Here is a 16936-nt window from a genome sequence, read left to right as displayed (position 1 = left end):
CACGAGGGCGTGCCCATGACCGTGCTTGAGGGGTCTCGGGAGACGGAGCGGAAGCAGCGCCGTGGCAGGGAAAGCCGGGCGGCCGCGGTCTATTCCGCGCTGACCGCGTGGCTGTCCCGGCCGCTCGCGGACTTTCACCTGGTGCTGGCGCTGACGGGCCTGCTCACCTCGATCGGCATCGTGATGGTGCTGTCGGCTTCTTCGGTGGCCTCGATCGACCCGGCCACCGGCCTGGGCGTGTACTCGATCTTCAAGAAGCACCTGGTGTTCGTCTTCTCGGGCGCGGTGGTGTTCTGGATCGGCCTGCGGATGCGGTTGCGTCACACGCGGTTGCTGTCCCCGTTCGCCATGCTCTTCTGCCTGGTCATGCTCCTGCTGGTGCTCACGCCGCTCGGTTCGGCGGGCGGTGGGGCTCAGCGCTGGTTCGTGCTCGGGCCGTTCTCGGTGCAGCCGGTCGAGTTCACCAAGGTCGCGCTCGCCCTGTGGGGCGCGCACGTGCTGGTCAGCAAGCATTCCGTGCTGCACCAGTGGCGGCACCTGCTGGTTCCGGTGGTGCCGGTGGCGTTCCTGGTGTTCGCGCTGGTGATGGCACAGCCGAACCTGTCCGGGACGATCACGCTCGGCGTGGTGCTGCTGTCGCTGTTGTGGTTCGCGGGAGCGCCGAAGCGCCTGTTCGCGGTGCTGATGGCCGGTGGCGTGGCCGGGGCCACGGTGCTCGCGCTGACCGCTTCCTACCGGCTCTCCCGCGTGCTGTCCTTCCTGTCCCCGAACGCCGACACCAGTGACGCCGCGTACCAGGCCACTCAGGCCAAATACGCGCTCGCGGACGGCGGGCTGTTCGGCAAGGGCCTCGGGCAGGGGCCGTCGAAATGGTCGTACCTGCCCAACGTGCAGAACGACTTCATCTTCGCCGTGATCGGCGAGGAACTCGGCTTCATCGGGTGTGTGGTGGTGATCGGGCTGTTCGTCGGGCTGGCGATCGTGGGCCTGCGCATCGCCACCCGTAACCTGGACCCCTGGATCCGCATCGTGGCCGGCACGCTGACCGTGTTCACCGTCTCGCAGGCGGGCATCAACATCGGGTACGTGGTCGGCCTGTTGCCGGTCACCGGGGTCACCCTTCCGTTGATCTCGGCGGGCGGCACTTCGCTGTGGGTCACCATGTTCCTGATGGGCCTGCTGGCCAACGCCGCCCGGCACGAACCGGAGTCGGTCGCGGCACTGCGCTCGCAGGGACCGGGTAAATTCGGTCGACTCCTGAGGCTGCCCGCGCCCGAGGTGTACCGGCCGCCCACCAGGCGGCGGGTACGGCCGGTCGCGGCGGCTCCCAAACGGGCCCGGCCGTCGGCGCGCGGAACCCGTGCCACGGCCACGGCGGAGCGCAGGCGCTCGGGACGTGACCACGGACGCAGAACACGGAGAGGTTCCGGTGCATGAGAGACCATCTTCAAACCGGGACATGTGTGGTCCAGGTGAGTGGTCGAACCCGCCCCCCGAAGGTACCCGATTTCGGGGGCAGGGCTCCTATCAGCGAAACGAGCCGTAAACACCTCAGGCGAGCCCTGGCCACGAAATCGAGTGAGCGGGTTTCGAAACAGGCACTGACACACCGGAAAGTACGGAGAGAGAAGACGTGAGCCAGGCCCTTACCGGGCGTGCCCCGACAGTCGTGGTGGCGGGGGGCGGCACCGCCGGACACATCGAGCCCGCGATGGCCCTCGCCGACGCGGTCAGACGGCTGCGACCGGACGCGAAGATCATCGCCATGGGTACCCCGAAGGGGCTGGAGAACGACCTGATCCCGCCGCGCGGCTACCCGCTGGAGCTGATTCCGCCGGTGCCGTTGCCGCGCAAGCCCACCACCGACCTGTTGCGGTTGCCGCTGAGAGTGCGCGACTCGGTCCGCCGTGCGCGCGAGGTGCTCGACCGGGTGGGCGCCGACGTGGTGGTCGGTTTCGGCGGCTATGTGTCGCTTCCGGTCTATCTCGCCGCGCGGGGCCGGGTTCCGATCGTGGTGCACGAGGCCAACGAGTCCCCCGGGCTGGCGAACCGGATCGGCGCCCGGTTCGCCACGCGGGTCGCCGTCGGTGTCCCGGGCGCTTCGCTGCCCGGCGCCCAGCTGGTCGGGATCCCGCTGCGGCGGTCGATCACCACGCTCGACCGTCCCGCGCTGCGGGAGGAGGCGCGCAAGCACTTCGGCCTCGACCCCGAGGCGCCGACCCTGCTGGTCTTCGGTGGTTCGCAGGGCGCCCGGACGATCAACACGGCGGTCTCCGGCGCGGCGAAGGACCTGGCCGACGCCGGTGTGGGCGTGCTGCACGCTCACGGCCCCAAGAACACCCTCATCGTCCAGGAGTTCCCGGGACGGCCGGCCTACGTTCCGGTGCCCTACCTGGAACGGATGGATCTGGCCTACGCCGCCGCCGACGTCGTCCTCTGCCGCTCCGGTGCGATGACCGTGGCGGAGGTGTCCGCCGTGGGCCTGCCCGCCGTGTTCGTCCCGCTGCCGATCGGGAACGGCGAGCAGGCGAGCAACGCCCGCCCCGCCGTCGACGCCGGCGCCGCGCTGCTGGTGGCCGACGCGGACCTGACCCCGGCCAAGGTCGCCGACCTGGTCATCCCCCTGGTGACCGATCCGGACCGGGTGGCCAAGATGAGTGCGGCGGGGTCCGGACTCGGTCACCGCGAAGCGGACGAGACCCTCGCCCGGATCGTGCTGGAGGCTGCGAACACATGACCCTTACCGTGCCTGAGCGGCTGCTGCGGCCCCACCTGATCGGGATCGGCGGAGCCGGGATGAGCGGCATCGCCCGCATCCTGCTGGCGCGGGGTGCCCAGGTCCGGGGTTCCGACGCGAAGGATTCGCCCGCGTTCCTGAGCCTGCGTGCCCAGGGCGCGGAGATCATGATCGGCCAGCGCGCGGAGAACCTCGGCGACCCGACGGCCGTCGTGGTCTCGACCGCGATCAAGGAGACCAATCCCGAATTCGCCGCGGCGCGGGAGCGCGGGATTCCGGTGCTGCATCGCGCGCAGGCACTGGCCGCGCTGATGGAGGGGCACCGCGTGGCCTGTGTCGCCGGTACCCACGGCAAGACCTCGACCACGTCGATGCTGACGGTCGCCCTGCAGCACTGCCGGCTCGACCCGTCGTTCGCGATCGGCGGTGACCTCAACGAGTCGGGCGCCAACGCCCATCACGGTGAGGGCGGGATCTTCGTCGCCGAAGCCGACGAGAGTGACGGGTCCTTTTTGAACTACTCGCCGTCGGTGGCGGTGGTGACCAATGTGGAGCCCGACCATCTGGACCATCACGGCACGGTCGAGGCCTATGTCGCGGTGTTCGACGCTTTCCTGGAGCGGTTGGTGCCGGGCGGGTTGCTGGTCGTCTGTGCCGACGACGAACGGGCCGCGGCACTGGGCGATCGCGCGACGGCGAGCGGTGTCCGTGTTGTCCGGTATGGACGGTCGGCGACCGGTTCCGGTGACGCGCGCGTGCTCGGCTACGAGCCGTCGGAAAACGGCGGTATGGTGCGGATCTCGTTGGCGGGCAAGGAAACCGACGTATGGGTCGCGGTGCCCGGCGAGCACATGGCGTTCAACGCGGTCGCCGCGTTGCTGGCCGGTCTCGAACTCGGCGCGCCGTTGGACGGGCTCGTGGAAGGGCTCGCCGCGTTCACCGGGGTGCGGCGGCGGTTCGAGTTCAAGGGCCGTTCGGGAGACGTCCGGGTCTACGACGACTACGCCCACCATCCGACGGAGGTCGCCGCGCAACTGAAAGCGGCCCGTCACACGGCCGGGCGCGGCCGCGTCGTGGTGGTCTTCCAGCCGCACATGTACTCCCGCACCAAGATCTTCGCCGGTGAGTTCGCCGAAGCGCTCGGGCAGGCCGACGAGGTCGTGGTGCTCGACGTGTACGGGGCACGGGAGGAGCCCGAGCCCGGCGTGACGGGCGCGCTCATCGCGGAGCGGATCCAGGGCGCGGGTGTGCACTACGAACCCGCCTTCGACAGCGCGACCACGCTCGCGGCCGATCTGCTGAAGCCGGGGGATCTGCTGATCACGATGGGCGCCGGGGACGTGACCCAGCTCGGCCCGGCGATCCTCGCCGAACTCGACCGCCGTACCGGCGAGGAGTGACGCCGCAGCCATGCCGAGGCTTTCCTCCGTCGTCCGCCCGCACCGCCGCGCCGCGCGCGGCGGCGTGACGGTACCGGGGGTTTAGCCGTGGTACGGCAGGAAAGCACGCGGAGCGCCCGGCCACCGGCAAGGCGCGAGACGACGCGCCCGGTGCGGGGCAGGCGTCCGGACCCGCGGCGTGAATCGGTGGCCGTCGCCCGGAGCCGGGGAGTGCGGCGGCGCTGGATCGCGGTGCTGACCGTGCTCACCGTCGCCGCGCTGGTCTACCTGTTGTACTTCACTTCGTTCCTCGGCGTCGGCTCGGTCGAGGTCACCGGCGCTTCGACGGTGCCGGCCGCCGAGATCCGCGCGGCCGCGGCGGTGCCCGACCAGCGTCCGATGCTGCTGGTCGACACCGACGAGATCGCCGACAGGGTGAACAAGCTGCCCGGGGTGGCCTCGGTCGACGTTTCCCGCTCATGGCCGTCCACGATCGAGATCACCGTGACCGAACGCACCCCGGTCGCCTTCTTCGGCGGTCCCGGCGGCTTCCACCTCGTGGACGCCGCCGGGTTCGACTACAAGACGCTTTCCGCCAAGCCGGCCGGGCTGCCCGAACTCACGCTCGCGCGCACCGCGGCCGACGACCCCGTGACACGGTCGGTCCTGGCGGTGCTGACGTCGTTGCCGCCGGAGCTGCGCGCCGAGATCACGCTCGTGCGCGCGCGGACGCCGGGCGGCGTGGAATTCACGCTGAGGAACGGGAAAGTGGTGCGGTGGGGCGATGCCGGTGGTCCCGACCGCAAGGCGAAGGTGCTCGCCGTCCTGCTCACCCGCCCGGGCCATGTCTACGACGTCGCCAGCCCCGAGCTCCCGACCGTCTCCTGACGGCTGACGCCTCAGGCGAGCGCGGCGTCGAGGGTGATCTTGGTGCCGGTCAGGGCCTTGCTCACCGGGCAGGTGAGCGCCGCGGTTCCGGCGAGCTGGGCGAACTTCTCCGCGTCGATACCGGGCACCGAGGCGCGCAGGGTGAGTTCGATCCCGGTGATGGCGAAGCCGCCGTCCGGGTCCTCGCCGAGGGTGACGTCGGCGGTCACGTCGATCGACTCCGCCACGAGGTTCTGCGCGGCGAGCACGCCCGACAGGTTCATCGCCAGGCAGGACGAGTGCGCCGCCGCGATGAGCTCTTCGGGACTGGTCTGACCGTCGGGATTGCCCGCCCTGGTGGGGAACGAGACGTCGAACTGACCCGCGTTCGACGAGTCCAGCGTGACGTTTCCCTTCCCGCTCTGCAGGTCGCCGGTCCAGTGGGTGGTGGCGTCGCGGCTCGGCATGAGTGTCCTCCGTGTTTTCTCACCGGCGCCGCGGTCATCCGCGGCGAGCGTGAACATAGCGCACGATTACCTCGTGCACAATCTTTTTGTCCCCGGTCCCGATCCGCTCCGGATGGCTCCCGGATCGGACACGCCGTCCTCAGTGGACAGACAAGGCGGCGGATCGTTGGTAGTCTGCCCGCGCTGTGGTGTCCGGCCGGATATCCCGAAGGTGTTGTGGTGAAACACTTGAGCGGCCGTGCGGCGTGGCTGCTGGATTCCGGCGTGGCGGATCCCTACCGTCCTGCAGCAAACAGAGGCAGTTGACATAACTCTAAGCCTTGAGTACAGGTTGAGGGTTTTCCGGCTGCCGGGCGGTATGTGAAGGCACGATCAGGAAGGCGGACCCGATGACGCCCCCGCACAACTACCTCGCGGTGATCAAGGTCGTCGGCATCGGCGGAGGCGGCGTGAACGCCGTCAACCGCATGATCGAGGTCGGCCTCAAGGGCGTCGAGTTCATCGCGGTGAACACCGACGCCCAGGCATTGCTGATGTCCGACGCCGACGTCAAGCTCGACATCGGCCGGGAACTGACCCGCGGTCTCGGTGCCGGCGCCAACCCCGAAGTGGGGCACAAGGCGGCCGAGGACCACCGTGAAGAGATCGAAGAGGTGATCAAGGGCGCCGACATGGTGTTCGTGACCGCCGGCGAGGGCGGTGGCACCGGCACCGGCGGCGCGCCCGTGGTGGCCTCGATCGCCCGGAAGCTCGGCGCGCTGACCATCGGCGTGGTCACCCGGCCGTTCACCTTCGAGGGCAAGCGCCGCAGCAAGCAGGCCGAGGACGGCATCCAGGCGTTGCGCCAGGAGTGCGACACGCTGATCGTCATCCCGAACGACCGCCTGCTCCAGCTCGGCGACATCGGGGTGAGCCTGATGGACGCCTTCCGGTCGGCCGACGAGGTGCTGCTCTCCGGTGTCCAGGGCATCACCGACCTGATCACCACCCCCGGTCTGATCAACCTCGACTTCGCCGACGTCAAGAGCGTGATGTCCGGCGCGGGGAGCGCGCTGATGGGCATCGGCTCGGCGCGGGGCGAGGGCCGGGCGGTGCAGGCCGCCGAAAAGGCGATCAACTCGCCCTTGCTGGAGGCGTCGATGGACGGCGCGCACGGCGCCCTGCTCTCCATCGCGGGCGGATCGGACCTCGGGTTGTTCGAAATCAACGAGGCCGCGTCGCTGGTGCAGGAGTCCGCACACCCCGAGGCGAACATCATCTTCGGCACGATCATCGACGACTCCCTCGGCGACGAGGTCCGGGTCACCGTGATCGCGGCCGGGTTCGACTCCGGCACCCCCACGCACAAGAAGCTGGAGACGCCCGCCCTGGGTTCGCGGCCGGCCGGCACGGTCTCCGCGGAGGCCGGGCAGGTGCGGACTCCGCCGCCCCCGGCGGGCAGCGGGTTCCCGCCGGTCGCCGCTCCGCGCACCCCGTCGCCGTCCTACCCGCCGCCTCCGTCGGCGACGGCGCACCCGCCGCTGCCGCAGCCGAGCGGGAACCGCAACTACCCGCCGAACCCGCCGTCGCGTCCGAGCCAGGGTGGCCTGCCCAGCCGTGCCGTTCCGGTCACCGACGACCCGTCCGACGACGAGGTCGACGTTCCGCCGTTCATGCGCCGCTGACGGGTTCCTTCGCCTGCGGATAGGCTCGACGGGTGCGGATTCGGCGTGTGGTCACGACCAGGGAAGGCGGGGCCTCGGCACCGCCCTACGACTCGTTCAACCTCGCGGACCACGTCGCGGACGACCCGGCGGCCGTGGCGGCCAACCGTAAGCGGCTGACCGACGAACTGGGGCTGTCGGCGGTGTGCTGGATGGAGCAGGTGCACGGGCGGACGGTCACCGTCGTCGACGGGTCGGAGACCGCGCCCGCGGAGGCGACCGACGCCCTGGTCACCGCTACTCCAGGAGTCGCGGTGGCCGTGCTCGTCGCCGACTGCGTGCCGATCCTGCTCGCCGATGCCGGCGCCGGAGTGGTGGCCGCCGTGCACGCCGGACGGGTCGGCGCGCGGGTGGGCGTACTGCCCGTGACGCTGCGGGCGATGACCGCCGCCGGCGCCGAGCCGGGCCGGATCGAGGCACTGCTGGGGCCGTCGATCTGTGGTGAGTGCTATGAGGTGCCCGCGGACATGGCCCGGGATGTCGAAGCCCACCTGCCGGGCAGCCTTGCCCGCACGCGATCCGGGACGCCCGGGCTCGACCTGCGCGCGGGCCTGTGGCGGCAGCTCGCCGACGCGGGAGTGGGCAAGATCGGCGTGGATCCGCGCTGTACGGCCGAAGAGCCGAGCCTGTTCAGCTACCGGCGGGAGGGCACCTGCGGCCGGATCGCCGCGCTGACGTGGACGGAGGCCGAGTGAACGACAACGGCGGAGCCCCGTTCGCGTGGGCCGACCGGGTGCGGGTGTCCCGCAAGGCACCGGAGCCAGAGTGACCAGCGATCCGGAGGAGCGCAGGGACGAGCTGGCCAAGGCGCTGGCGGCGGTGGAGGAACGCGTCGATCGCGCTTGCGCCGCGGCCGGGCGGTCCCGGAGCGAAGTGCGGTTGCTCGCGGTCACGAAGACCTTCCCGGCCACCGACGCGGCCCTGCTGACCGATCTCGGGGTGCTCGATCTGGCCGAGAACCGTGATCAGGAGGCTGGGCCCAAGGCTGACGAGCTCGCCCGGCTGAGGCCGGGAGCGAAGGTCCGCTGGCACATGGTCGGCAGGCTCCAGCGCAACAAGGCCCGCTCGGTGGTGCGCTGGGCGGACGAGGTCCAGTCGGTCGATTCGCTCCGCCTGGCCGACGCGCTGGACCGGGCCGCGCGGGCGCGAGACGGCGAGCCGGTGGACGTGCTCGTGCAAGCGAGCCTCGACGACGACCCGTCCCGCGGCGGCTGTCCGCTCGCCGAATTGCCCGCGCTGGCGGACCATGTCGCGAGTGCCGAGGGGTTGCGGCTGCGTGGCTTGATGGCGGTCGCGCCGCTGGGGGCCGACCCCGGCGCCGCGTTCGAACGCCTCGCCCGCTCGGGGGAAGAGCTGCGGCGGAACCACCCGGAGGCGACCGAGGTTTCCGCAGGTATGAGCGCCGATCTGGAATCGGCGATCCACCACGGTTCCACCTGTGTGCGTGTCGGAACCGCGTTGCTCGGGGGGCGCGGTTTAGCCTCGCCCTAGCGAGATCGCCCGGTCCCCTCCATGATGGCCGGGTAGGCAGAAGGGGCGGCAGGGGAGAGGCATGAGCGCGCTGCAGAAGCTGAAGGCTTACTTCGGCATGATCCCGGCCGACGACGACTACGACCGGTACGACGGCGACGATGGCTTCGCCGACGAAGGTTACGACACCTACGACGAAGAGCCGCGCTCGCATCGCCGTTACCGGCACGACTACGACCCCGAGCCCTCGCCCCGCACCCGTGGCCGTGAGCCCGCCGTGCACGGGTCACTCGCCGTGGACCGGCAGCCCGAGCCCGTCGCCCGGCTGCGGCCGGTCCCCGAAGAGGCCAGAGTCCCGCACCGGGACCCGCTGGCCCGCATCACCACGTTGCACCCTACGAGCTACGTCGAAGCGCGTGCGATCGGGGAGGCCTATCGTGACGGCATCCCGGTGATCATCAACCTGACCGAGATGGAGAACGCCGACGCCAAGCGGCTGGTGGACTTCGCGGCCGGGCTCGCCTTCGCCCTGCGCGGTTCGATGGACAAGGTCACGACGAAGGTGTTCCTTCTCTCACCGCCCGACGTCGAGGTGACCGCCGAGGATCGCCGCCGGATCGCCGAAGGCGGCCTCTTCCGCCGTCCCTGACCGCGCCCACCGCTAGCGCCGCGACGGTGAAACTGCGGTAAGTGCCTGACTACATAGAGTAAAATATTACTCCATCCGGGTGACATCGTTGGATAAATCACAGTCCGGTCACACGAGCGGCTGGCGAGGCGGTCCTGACTGCGCCCGAGGGCGGGCCGATATGGCAGAGTGGTGACGTGGATGTGCTCTTGCTGGTCGCCTACTACGTGCTGTTCTTCTTTTGGCTGCTGCTCACAGCACGTGTCGTGGTCGAACTCGTCCGCGCTTTCGCGCGCGAGTGGCGCCCGGCCGGTGGAGTTGCGGTGACGCTCGAGACCATCTACACAGTGACCGATCCCCCAGTCCGCCTGGTCCGGAGGATCATTCCGATGGTGCGCATTGGCGGCGTCGGACTGGACTTATCCATTATGGTGCTGCTGTTGGTTGTGTTCATCCTGATGCAACTGGCGTATCCCGGGTGATCGGGGACCCCCGGGTTACAACAGCAGGCCATGGAGTGCGTGAGGTGATCTGATGTCGTTGACCCCCGCTGACGTGCATAACGTCGCGTTCAGCAAGCCACCCATCGGCAAGCGGGGCTACAACGAGGACGAGGTGGATGCATTCCTCGACCTGGTGGAGACCGAGCTGGCCCGGCTGATCGAGGACAACAACGAGCTGCGCCAGCAGGTGGAGCAGCTCGACGCGGAACTCGAATCGGCGCGGGGCGACCTGGATGCCGCCCGGGCCGGCGGGCCGATCCGCGAAGAGCCGTCGCGCAGGCTGGCCCCGGTGCCGACGCCGTCGCCGGTGGAGCAGACCCAGGTGCACCCGATGGCCGACAGCGGTGAGCCCAACGTGCAGGCCGCGAAGGTGCTGGGGCTCGCCCAGGAGATGGCCGACCGGCTCACCGCCGAGGCCAAGACCGAGTCGGACGGGATGCTCGCCGAGGCGCGCGCCAAGTCGGAGCAGTTGCTCTCCGACGCCCGCTCGAAGTCGGACTCGATGGTGAACGAGGCGCGCACCCGCGCCGAGAGCATGCTCAACGACGCCAGGACCAGGGCGGAGACCCTGGAGCGGCAGGCGCGCGACAAGGCGACCACGATGGAACGCGAGGCGCAGCGCAAGTACACCGAGACCATGAACAGCATGAACACCGAGAAGACCTCGCTGGGCAAGAAGATCGAGGAACTGCGCACGATCGAGCGCGAGTACCGCACCCGCCTGCGTGGCTTCCTGGAGTCCCAGCTGCGCGAGCTCGACGACCGTGGTTCCGCCGCGCCCGCGTCGGCCTCCTCCAGCTCGTCGAGTTCGTCCGGTGGCGGTCAGGGCTACTCCTTCGGTCCGCGGGCCGAGGCAGGCTGAGTCGTAGGTCCGCCGCGGGTCTGGTGCCCGCGGCGGCGACGCCGGCGAGTAGTGGTTTGTGGCCGCCTGTGGGGAAGTTCTCTCCCGAGGCGGTGTAGGTCGAACCGCTTCGTCGTGTTGTAATTCAGCGTGCTCTACATCGTCCTGATCCTGGTCCTCGGTGCGCTGGGCCTGTTGATCACGGCGCTGGTCACCGCCGCGTCGTTCTGGGCCTGGGTCTCCATCGGCCTTTCGGCACTGGCCGGCGTGCTCTTGGTGGTGGACGTCCTCCGCCGGCGGGCCCGGCGGGGCACGGCGCCGGGGGGCCCGCGTTCCGGCGAGGTCGAGTCGCCGCCGGACGAGGAGGAGAGCGCGCCCGCCGACGTCGAGATCGTCTCGGGTCTCGACGCCGGGGTGGTGGTGGTCGACGAGTTTCCGCGTTACCACCTGGACGACTGCTCATGGCTCGGCGAACGGGACACCATCCGGCTCCCGGTGCGGGAGGCCAGGAAGCTCGGCTTCACGCCGTGCGCCCTGTGCGCGCCCGACGCCAGCCTCGCCCGGACCGCGAGTTCTTAAGCTGTGTTTCAAAGGCGCGCGATCGGATTTAAGTAGACGGGCCGCGGCTCTTGAAGAGCCTGCCGTTCCGCAGGCAGGCGGCCCGCCTCCGAAAATCCGAAGCCTTCGGCGAGCGCGCGCGCCTACTCGCCTCATGCTGGACCACGGGCTTTTGAACGCGCGCTAAGCAACGAGGTCGACGTCCAGGTAGGTGCGCAGGGCTTCAGCGCCCTTGTCGGTGAGGCGCAGCGCGCGATGGCCCTGCCTGCGGCGTTCCCACCAGCCGCGACGCTGGAGGGAAAGGGCGAGTTCGGCGCCCAGCGCTCCGCCGAGGTGGTGGCGTTGCTCGGACCAGTCCATGCAGAACTTCAGCAGCGGCCGTTTGCGCCTGCTCACCTGGTCCAGATCGACTCCCAGCTCACCGAACACTTCGGACGCGTTCGGCCCCAGGGCATAGGGATGCTCCGTGACCGGCGCGGACAGCCGATCCCGCGCTCTGCGCTCGGTGGTCGCGATCCCGTCCGTCGCGGCGAGCGCGCCGCGTTCCAGCAGCGCCGCGGTGACCGCCGCGCCGACCCGTCCGGCGAGGTGGTCGTAGCACAACCGGGCGAATCGCAGGGCCTCCGCACGGGTGCCCGACTTCAGCGACGTGACCGGCTGCTGGGGTGAGAACCGCGCCAGTGTCTCCAGCAGTTCACCGACGTTTTCACCGGCGAGCCGGTAGAACCTGTGCCTGCCCGAGGTTTCCACGGCGACCAGACCCGCTTCCCGGAGTTTCGCCAGATGAGCGCTCGTTCCCTGCGGTGACAGGCCCGCCTCGGCCGCGAGCACCGACGCGGCCAGGGCGCGCCCGTCGGCGAGGGCGGCGAGGACCCTGATCCGGGCCGGGTCGGCGAACAGCGCCGCGGTGCGCGCGATATCGACGTCTCCTCCACTCATCTCTCCAGGGTGCCCGTTCGACACTTCCAGTCACATGGAACTTTTTCCGTGCTGACCTGAGGCCATGAAGAACTCGAGGGGCGCGTTGCTATTGACCATGTGTGCGGGGATGTTCCTGGTACAGCTCGATGTCACCGTGGTGAACGTCGCCCTGCCTACGATCGGCTCGCGGCTTCACGCCGATCTCCCCACCCTTCAGTGGGTCGTCGACGGGTACGCGGTCGTGCTGGCGGCCTTGCTGCTCGCGGGCGGTGCGACCGGTGATGTGTGGGGCCATCGCCGCGTCGTGGTCTCCGGCTTCACCGTGTTCGGGCTCGCTTCGGCCGGGTGCGCCTTGGCTCCGGACGGCACGGTGCTGATCGGTTTCCGCGTGGTGCAGGGGCTCGGTGCCGCGCTGCTGCTGCCCGGCACTCTCGCGGTGATCACCGCCGCCTTTCCCGGGCGGCGAGAGCAGGCCAGGGCGCTCGGGGTGTGGGCCGGTGTGTCGGCGCTGGCGCTGTCCGCGGGCCCGCTTCTCGGCGGCTTTCTGCTGGCGGTGAGCGGCTGGCGCCTGCTGTTCGCGATCAACGTTCCGCTGGTCGCGGTGGCGGTCGTGGCTTCTCTCCGGCTGATCCGGGGGTCCGAGCGTGTCGCCGGGCGCCGGGTCGACACCGGCGGTGCCGTTTCCGCGGCGGTCGCGCTGGGCGCCGTGGTGTACGGGGTGATCGAAGGGCGAGCGTGGGCCTTCGTGGTGGCCGTGGCGGCCGTGGGCGTTTTCGTGGTCGCCGAACGGCGTGCCGCCGACCCGATGCTGCCGCCGTCGCTGCTGCGGTCACGGCAGTTCGTGGGCGCGAACCTGGTCGCGGGAGCGATGAACTTCGTCGGCCTGGGCACGATCCTGGTGAACACCCTGTACCTGCAGGACGTCCTGGGCGCCGCGCCCTCCACGGCGGCGCTGGAGATGGTGCCGGGCTTCCTGCCGCTCGCCCTGCTGGCACCGGTGACCGGACGGCTCACCGGGCGGTTCGGGCCGCGTCCGCTGATGATCGCCGGGCTGGCGACCGGCGCGCTGGCGATGCTGAACCTGCTCCGCATCGGACCGGGGACCGGGTACGCGGTTTTCGTGCCGGGCTGGCTCGGCCTTGGCGTCGGGATGGGCCTGCTGACCGCCGCGGTGGTGGCCGCGGCCGTCAGCGGCGTGCCCGCCGAGCGGGCGGGGGTCGCGAGCGGGGTCAACAACACCGCCCGCCAGACCTTCGGCGCGATCGGGGTCGCGGTGTTCGGCGCCGTCGCGGGCACCCCGTCGAACCACGGCGCGTTCGTGACGGGCCTGCACACGCTCGGCTTGCTCGGCGCGGCACTCTGGGTGGTTTCGATCGGGGTGGTGGTCGTCTCCGTGCGCGGTAACCGCCGCGACGACGCTTCGAGTGAGAAGGACAGCCATCGGGACAACGGCGTTGCGCGGTGCGCTAACCTTGAGCGGTAAAGGCGTCGATCCGGCCATCACCGGGGAGCCTCCGGAAGAACAGGATGCGAGTCCCCAGTAGAACCGGACGGGTGCGGCCCGTGACAGCCGCCGAACGAGTGGCCCGCCGTCGGCGGGCAAGCGGGGTGGTACCGCGGAACGCGCTCTCCACGGGCGTGTCTCGTCCCCGTGTGGATCCCATGATCCGTACGAGGAACGAGGAGCGCAGGAGATGTACCCGAAGGTCGAGTCGCAGCCTTCCTTTCCCGAGCTGGAACGGAACGTGCTGGCCTACTGGGAGACCGACCGCACCTTCCAGGCCAGCATCGACGCCCGTGATCCCGGCGTCAACGGCGCGAACGAGTACGTCTTCTACGACGGTCCGCCGTTCGCGAACGGGCTCCCGCACTACGGGCACCTGCTCACCGGGTACGTCAAGGACATCGTGCCCCGGTACCAGACCATGCGCGGCCGCCGCGTCGAACGGCGGTTCGGCTGGGACACCCACGGCCTGCCCGCGGAGCTCGAGGCCGAGCGGCAGCTGGGGATCACCGACAAGTCCCAGATCGACGAAATGGGCATCGCCGAGTTCAACGAGGCGTGCCGCGAGTCCGTGCTGCGCTACACCGGCGAGTGGCAGGACTACGTCACCCGGCAGGCCCGCTGGGTGGACTTCGACCACGACTACAAGACGCTCGACCTCTCCTACATGGAGTCGGTGATCTGGGCGTTCAAGCAGTTGTGGGACAAGGGCCTGGTCTATGAGGGCTACCGGGTGCTGCCCTACTGCTGGCGTGACGAGACCCCGTTGTCGAACCACGAACTGCGGATGGACGACGACGTCTACGCCAGCCGTCAGGACCCCGCCGTCACGGTCGGCTTCCGCCTGCACGGCACCGAAAAGCACCCCGGTCTCGACGGCGCCTACCTGCTGATCTGGACCACGACGCCGTGGACTTTGCCGTCGAACCAGGCGACCGCGGTGCATCCGGACGTCGACTACGTGCTCGTGGAGCCGGAAACCATGCCCGGCAAGCGATTCCTGCTCGCCGAGGCGCGGTTGGGCGCGTACGCCAGGGAACTGGGTGACGAGCCGGCGGTCGTCGCGCGCTACCAGGGCGTCGCGCTGGAGGGCCTGCGTTACGACCCGCCGTTCCCGTACTTCGTGGGCAACGAGAACTCGCACCAGGTGCTGCTCGCCGACTTCGTCACGACCGACGACGGCACCGGCGTCGTGCATATGGCTCCCGCCTACGGCGAGGACGACAAGGCCGCGGGTGACGCGGCCGGGATCACCCCGGTCACTCCGGTCGACTCGAAGGGCCGCTTCGACGCCACCGTGCCCGACTACCAGGGGCAGCAGGTCTTCGAGGCGAACCCGGACATCATCCGGGACCTCAAGAGCGGCACCGGTTCGGCGGGCGAACAGGGCGCGCTGTTGCTGCGCCACGAAACCTACGAGCACTCGTATCCGCACTGCTGGCGCTGCCGGAACCCGCTCATCTACCGCGCGGTGTCGTCGTGGTTCGTGAAGGTGAGCCAGTTCCGGGACCGGATGGTCGACCTCAACCAGCGGATCACCTGGTACCCGGAGCACGTCAAGGACGGGCAGTTCGGCAAGTGGCTGTCCAACGCGATCGACTGGTCTATCTCGCGTAACCGGTACTGGGGCACGCCGATCCCGGTGTGGATGTCCGACGACCCGCAGTACCCGCGCATCGACGTCTACGGTTCGCTCGACGAGCTGGAACGCGATTTCGGGGTGCGGCCGAGCGATCTGCACCGGCCTCACATCGACCAGCTCACCCGGCCCAACCCGGACGACCCGACCGGGAAGTCCACCATGCGCCGGGTTCCCGAGGTCCTGGACGTGTGGTTCGACTCCGGGTCGATGCCCTACGCCCAGGTGCACTACCCGTTCGAGAACGCCGAATGGTTCGAGCACCACTACCCGGGCGACTTCATCGTCGAGTACATCGGCCAGACGCGCGGCTGGTTCTACACGTTGCACGTGCTGGCCACCGCGCTCTTCGACCGGCCCGCGTTCCGCACCTGCGTCTCGCACGGCATCGTGCTGGGCTCGGACGGGCAGAAGATGTCGAAGTCGCTGCGCAACTACCCGGACGTCAACGAGGTCTTCGACCGCGACGGGTCCGACGCGATGCGCTGGTATCTGATGGCGAGCCCGATCCTGCGCGGTGGCAACCTGATCGTGACGGACAAGGGCATCCGCGACGCGGTGCGCCAGGCCGTGCTGCCGCTGTGGAACTCGTACTACTTCCTCGCGCTCTACGCCAACGCCGAAGGCGTCGAGGGCCACTGGCGTACCGACTCGCGCCACGTGCTCGACCGCTACATCCTGGCCAAGACCAACGAACTGGTCACCGACGTCCAGTCCTCTTTGGACACTTGTGATGTCGCGGGCGCGTGCCTGACCGTGCGCGATTTCCTCGAAGTGCTCACCAACTGGTACGTGCGCCGTTCGCGGGACCGGTTCTGGGCCGGGGAGCAGGACGCGATCGACACCCTGCACACCGTGCTGGAGGTGGTCTGCCGGACCACCGCGCCGCTGTTGCCGCTGACCACGGAGTCGGTGTGGCGCGGGCTCACCGGCGGGCGTTCGGTGCACCTGACCGACTGGCCACTGGTGGACGAGTTGCCCGCGGACGTTTCACTGGTCCGGACCATGGACCGGGTCCGGCAGGCGTGCTCGTCGGCGCTGTTCCTGCGCAAGGCGAACAAACTGCGGGTGCGGCTGCCGCTGGCCCGGCTGGTGGTCGCGGCCGCCGACGCGGAGTCGCTGGAACCCTTCACGGACATCATCGCGGACGAGGTCAACGTCAAAGCCGTGGAGCTGACCACCGATGTCGCCGCGCACGGCGGGTTCGAGGTCGTGGTGAACGCGCGTGCCGCGGGGCCGAGGCTCGGGCGCGATGTGCAGAAGGTGATCAAGGCGGTGAAGGCGGGGGAGTGGTCGACCTCGCCGGAGGGAGCGGTCGTGGCCGCCGGGATCGAACTCGTCGACGGCGAGTACGAGCGGCGGCTGGTGGCCAAGGATTCGGGTGCGGCCGCCGAACTGCCGGACAGTTCGGGCCTGGTGCTGCTGGACACCGAGGTGACCGCGGAGCTGGCCGGTGAAGGCCTGGCGCGTGATCTCGTCCGGGTCATCCAGCAGGCGCGGCGGGACGCGAAGCTGGATGTCGCGGACCGTATCGAACTCGTGGTGGACCTTCCGGAGGACGTGGTAACCGCCGTTCGGCCGCACGAAGAGTTCATCTGCCGGGAAACTCTTGCCGTTTCCCTGCAATACCGGGACATCCCGGACGGGTTCGGCGGTACCGTCGGCGACGGTGTCAAGGTCACTGTGGGGGTGACGAAGGCGAGTTGAGCATGGGAGCGC

15 protein-coding genes are annotated in these 16936 nt (G+C 69.7%); 13 read left to right on the top strand and 2 right to left on the bottom strand.

Annotation, left to right across the window (positions count from 1 at the left end):
• Nucleotides 1-15 precede the first annotated feature (15 nt).
• The 4 genes from ftsW to ACFSXZ_RS40125 all read left to right on the top strand — a co-directional run bounded on the left by ftsW (nucleotide 16) and on the right by ACFSXZ_RS40125 (nucleotide 5004).
• The gene (gene ftsW / locus ACFSXZ_RS40140) at nucleotides 16-1437 is read left to right on the top strand and encodes a putative lipid II flippase FtsW (protein ID WP_378271685.1); all 1422 of its coding nucleotides are present in this window, start codon (nucleotides 16-18) and stop codon (nucleotides 1435-1437) included.
• 196 nt (nucleotides 1438-1633) lie between these two features.
• The gene (gene murG, locus ACFSXZ_RS40135; RefSeq protein ID WP_378271683.1) at nucleotides 1634-2737 is read left to right on the top strand and encodes an undecaprenyldiphospho-muramoylpentapeptide beta-N-acetylglucosaminyltransferase; all 1104 of its coding nucleotides are present in this window, start codon (nucleotides 1634-1636) and stop codon (nucleotides 2735-2737) included.
• A complete protein-coding gene (murC, locus tag ACFSXZ_RS40130) occupies nucleotides 2734-4137 on the top strand; it encodes a UDP-N-acetylmuramate--L-alanine ligase (protein WP_378271682.1) in 1404 nt (467 codons plus the stop codon). The genes murG and murC overlap by 4 nt, the downstream gene beginning before the upstream one ends.
• A gap of 186 nt (nucleotides 4138-4323) precedes the next feature.
• Nucleotides 4324-5004, top strand: a complete 681-nt coding sequence (locus ACFSXZ_RS40125) for a cell division protein FtsQ/DivIB (protein ID WP_378271680.1) — start codon at nucleotides 4324-4326, stop codon at nucleotides 5002-5004.
• A gap of 11 nt (nucleotides 5005-5015) precedes the next feature.
• Here ACFSXZ_RS40125 and ACFSXZ_RS40120 read toward each other — a convergent pair whose 3' ends face one another.
• Nucleotides 5016-5450 (bottom strand): OsmC family peroxiredoxin, encoded by a 435-nt coding sequence (locus ACFSXZ_RS40120; protein WP_378271679.1) that lies wholly within the window; start codon nucleotides 5448-5450, stop codon nucleotides 5016-5018.
• Nucleotides 5451-5839: 389 nt separating this feature from the next.
• Here ACFSXZ_RS40120 and ftsZ point away from each other — a divergent pair, with 389 nt between their 5' ends.
• From ftsZ to ACFSXZ_RS40085, 7 genes are all read left to right on the top strand, one after another.
• Nucleotides 5840-7114: a cell division protein FtsZ gene (gene ftsZ, locus ACFSXZ_RS40115; protein ID WP_378271677.1), complete on the top strand. Its 1275-nt coding sequence runs from the start codon at nucleotides 5840-5842 to the stop codon at nucleotides 7112-7114.
• Between the two features lie 32 nt (nucleotides 7115-7146).
• Nucleotides 7147-7848, top strand: coding sequence for a peptidoglycan editing factor PgeF (pgeF, locus tag ACFSXZ_RS40110; protein ID WP_378271676.1), 702 nt, complete (start codon nucleotides 7147-7149; stop codon nucleotides 7846-7848).
• A 70-nt stretch (nucleotides 7849-7918) separates the two neighbouring features.
• Nucleotides 7919-8644: a YggS family pyridoxal phosphate-dependent enzyme gene (locus ACFSXZ_RS40105; RefSeq protein WP_378271675.1), complete on the top strand. Its 726-nt coding sequence runs from the start codon at nucleotides 7919-7921 to the stop codon at nucleotides 8642-8644.
• 61 nt (nucleotides 8645-8705) lie between these two features.
• A complete protein-coding gene (locus ACFSXZ_RS40100; protein WP_378271673.1) occupies nucleotides 8706-9272 on the top strand; it encodes a cell division protein SepF in 567 nt (188 codons plus the stop codon).
• 176 nt (nucleotides 9273-9448) lie between these two features.
• Nucleotides 9449-9733: a YggT family protein gene (locus ACFSXZ_RS40095; protein ID WP_378271671.1), complete on the top strand. Its 285-nt coding sequence runs from the start codon at nucleotides 9449-9451 to the stop codon at nucleotides 9731-9733.
• Between the two features lie 52 nt (nucleotides 9734-9785).
• Nucleotides 9786-10616 (top strand): DivIVA-like cell division protein Wag31, encoded by an 831-nt coding sequence (gene wag31 / locus ACFSXZ_RS40090; RefSeq protein WP_378271670.1) that lies wholly within the window; start codon nucleotides 9786-9788, stop codon nucleotides 10614-10616.
• A 129-nt stretch (nucleotides 10617-10745) separates the two neighbouring features.
• The gene (locus ACFSXZ_RS40085) at nucleotides 10746-11174 is read left to right on the top strand and encodes a hypothetical protein (protein ID WP_378271669.1); all 429 of its coding nucleotides are present in this window, start codon (nucleotides 10746-10748) and stop codon (nucleotides 11172-11174) included.
• Nucleotides 11175-11336: 162 nt separating this feature from the next.
• Here ACFSXZ_RS40085 and ACFSXZ_RS40080 read toward each other — a convergent pair whose 3' ends face one another.
• A complete protein-coding gene (locus tag ACFSXZ_RS40080) occupies nucleotides 11337-12092 on the bottom strand; it encodes an ArsR/SmtB family transcription factor (RefSeq protein WP_378271667.1) in 756 nt (251 codons plus the stop codon).
• Nucleotides 12093-12156: 64 nt separating this feature from the next.
• Between ACFSXZ_RS40080 and ACFSXZ_RS40075 the strand changes: the two genes are divergently transcribed.
• Together ACFSXZ_RS40075 and ileS are read left to right on the top strand one after the other, a co-directional pair.
• Nucleotides 12157-13557: an MFS transporter gene (locus ACFSXZ_RS40075; protein ID WP_378271665.1), complete on the top strand. Its 1401-nt coding sequence runs from the start codon at nucleotides 12157-12159 to the stop codon at nucleotides 13555-13557.
• Nucleotides 13558-13768: 211 nt separating this feature from the next.
• The gene (gene ileS, locus ACFSXZ_RS40070; RefSeq protein ID WP_378271663.1) at nucleotides 13769-16924 is read left to right on the top strand and encodes an isoleucine--tRNA ligase; all 3156 of its coding nucleotides are present in this window, start codon (nucleotides 13769-13771) and stop codon (nucleotides 16922-16924) included.
• The last annotated feature ends 12 nt before the right edge of the window (nucleotides 16925-16936 follow it).

The organism is Amycolatopsis pigmentata, assembly GCF_042684065.1.
Taxonomy (GTDB): Bacteria; Actinomycetota; Actinomycetes; order Mycobacteriales; family Pseudonocardiaceae; genus Amycolatopsis_E; species Amycolatopsis_E pigmentata.
Note: the sequence above shows the minus strand (reverse complement) of the source record. Positions and strands in the feature narration are given on the sequence as shown.

Excerpts from the sequence above, each read along its gene's own strand:
- ftsW (WP_378271685.1), top strand. The coding sequence starts at position 16 with ATGACCGTGCTTGAGGGGTCTCGGGAGACGGAGCGGAAGCAGCGCCGT.
- murC (WP_378271682.1), top strand. The coding sequence starts at position 2,734 with ATGACCCTTACCGTGCCTGAGCGGCTGCTGCGGCCCCACCTGATCGGG.
- ACFSXZ_RS40120 (WP_378271679.1), bottom strand. The coding sequence starts at position 5,450 with ATGCCGAGCCGCGACGCCACCACCCACTGGACCGGCGACCTGCAGAGC.
- ftsZ (WP_378271677.1), top strand. The coding sequence starts at position 5,840 with ATGACGCCCCCGCACAACTACCTCGCGGTGATCAAGGTCGTCGGCATC.
- ACFSXZ_RS40100 (WP_378271673.1), top strand. The coding sequence starts at position 8,706 with ATGAGCGCGCTGCAGAAGCTGAAGGCTTACTTCGGCATGATCCCGGCC.
- wag31 (WP_378271670.1), top strand. The coding sequence starts at position 9,786 with ATGTCGTTGACCCCCGCTGACGTGCATAACGTCGCGTTCAGCAAGCCA.
- ACFSXZ_RS40080 (WP_378271667.1), bottom strand. The coding sequence starts at position 12,092 with ATGAGTGGAGGAGACGTCGATATCGCGCGCACCGCGGCGCTGTTCGCC.
- ACFSXZ_RS40075 (WP_378271665.1), top strand. The coding sequence starts at position 12,157 with ATGAAGAACTCGAGGGGCGCGTTGCTATTGACCATGTGTGCGGGGATG.
- ileS (WP_378271663.1), top strand. The coding sequence starts at position 13,769 with ATGTACCCGAAGGTCGAGTCGCAGCCTTCCTTTCCCGAGCTGGAACGG.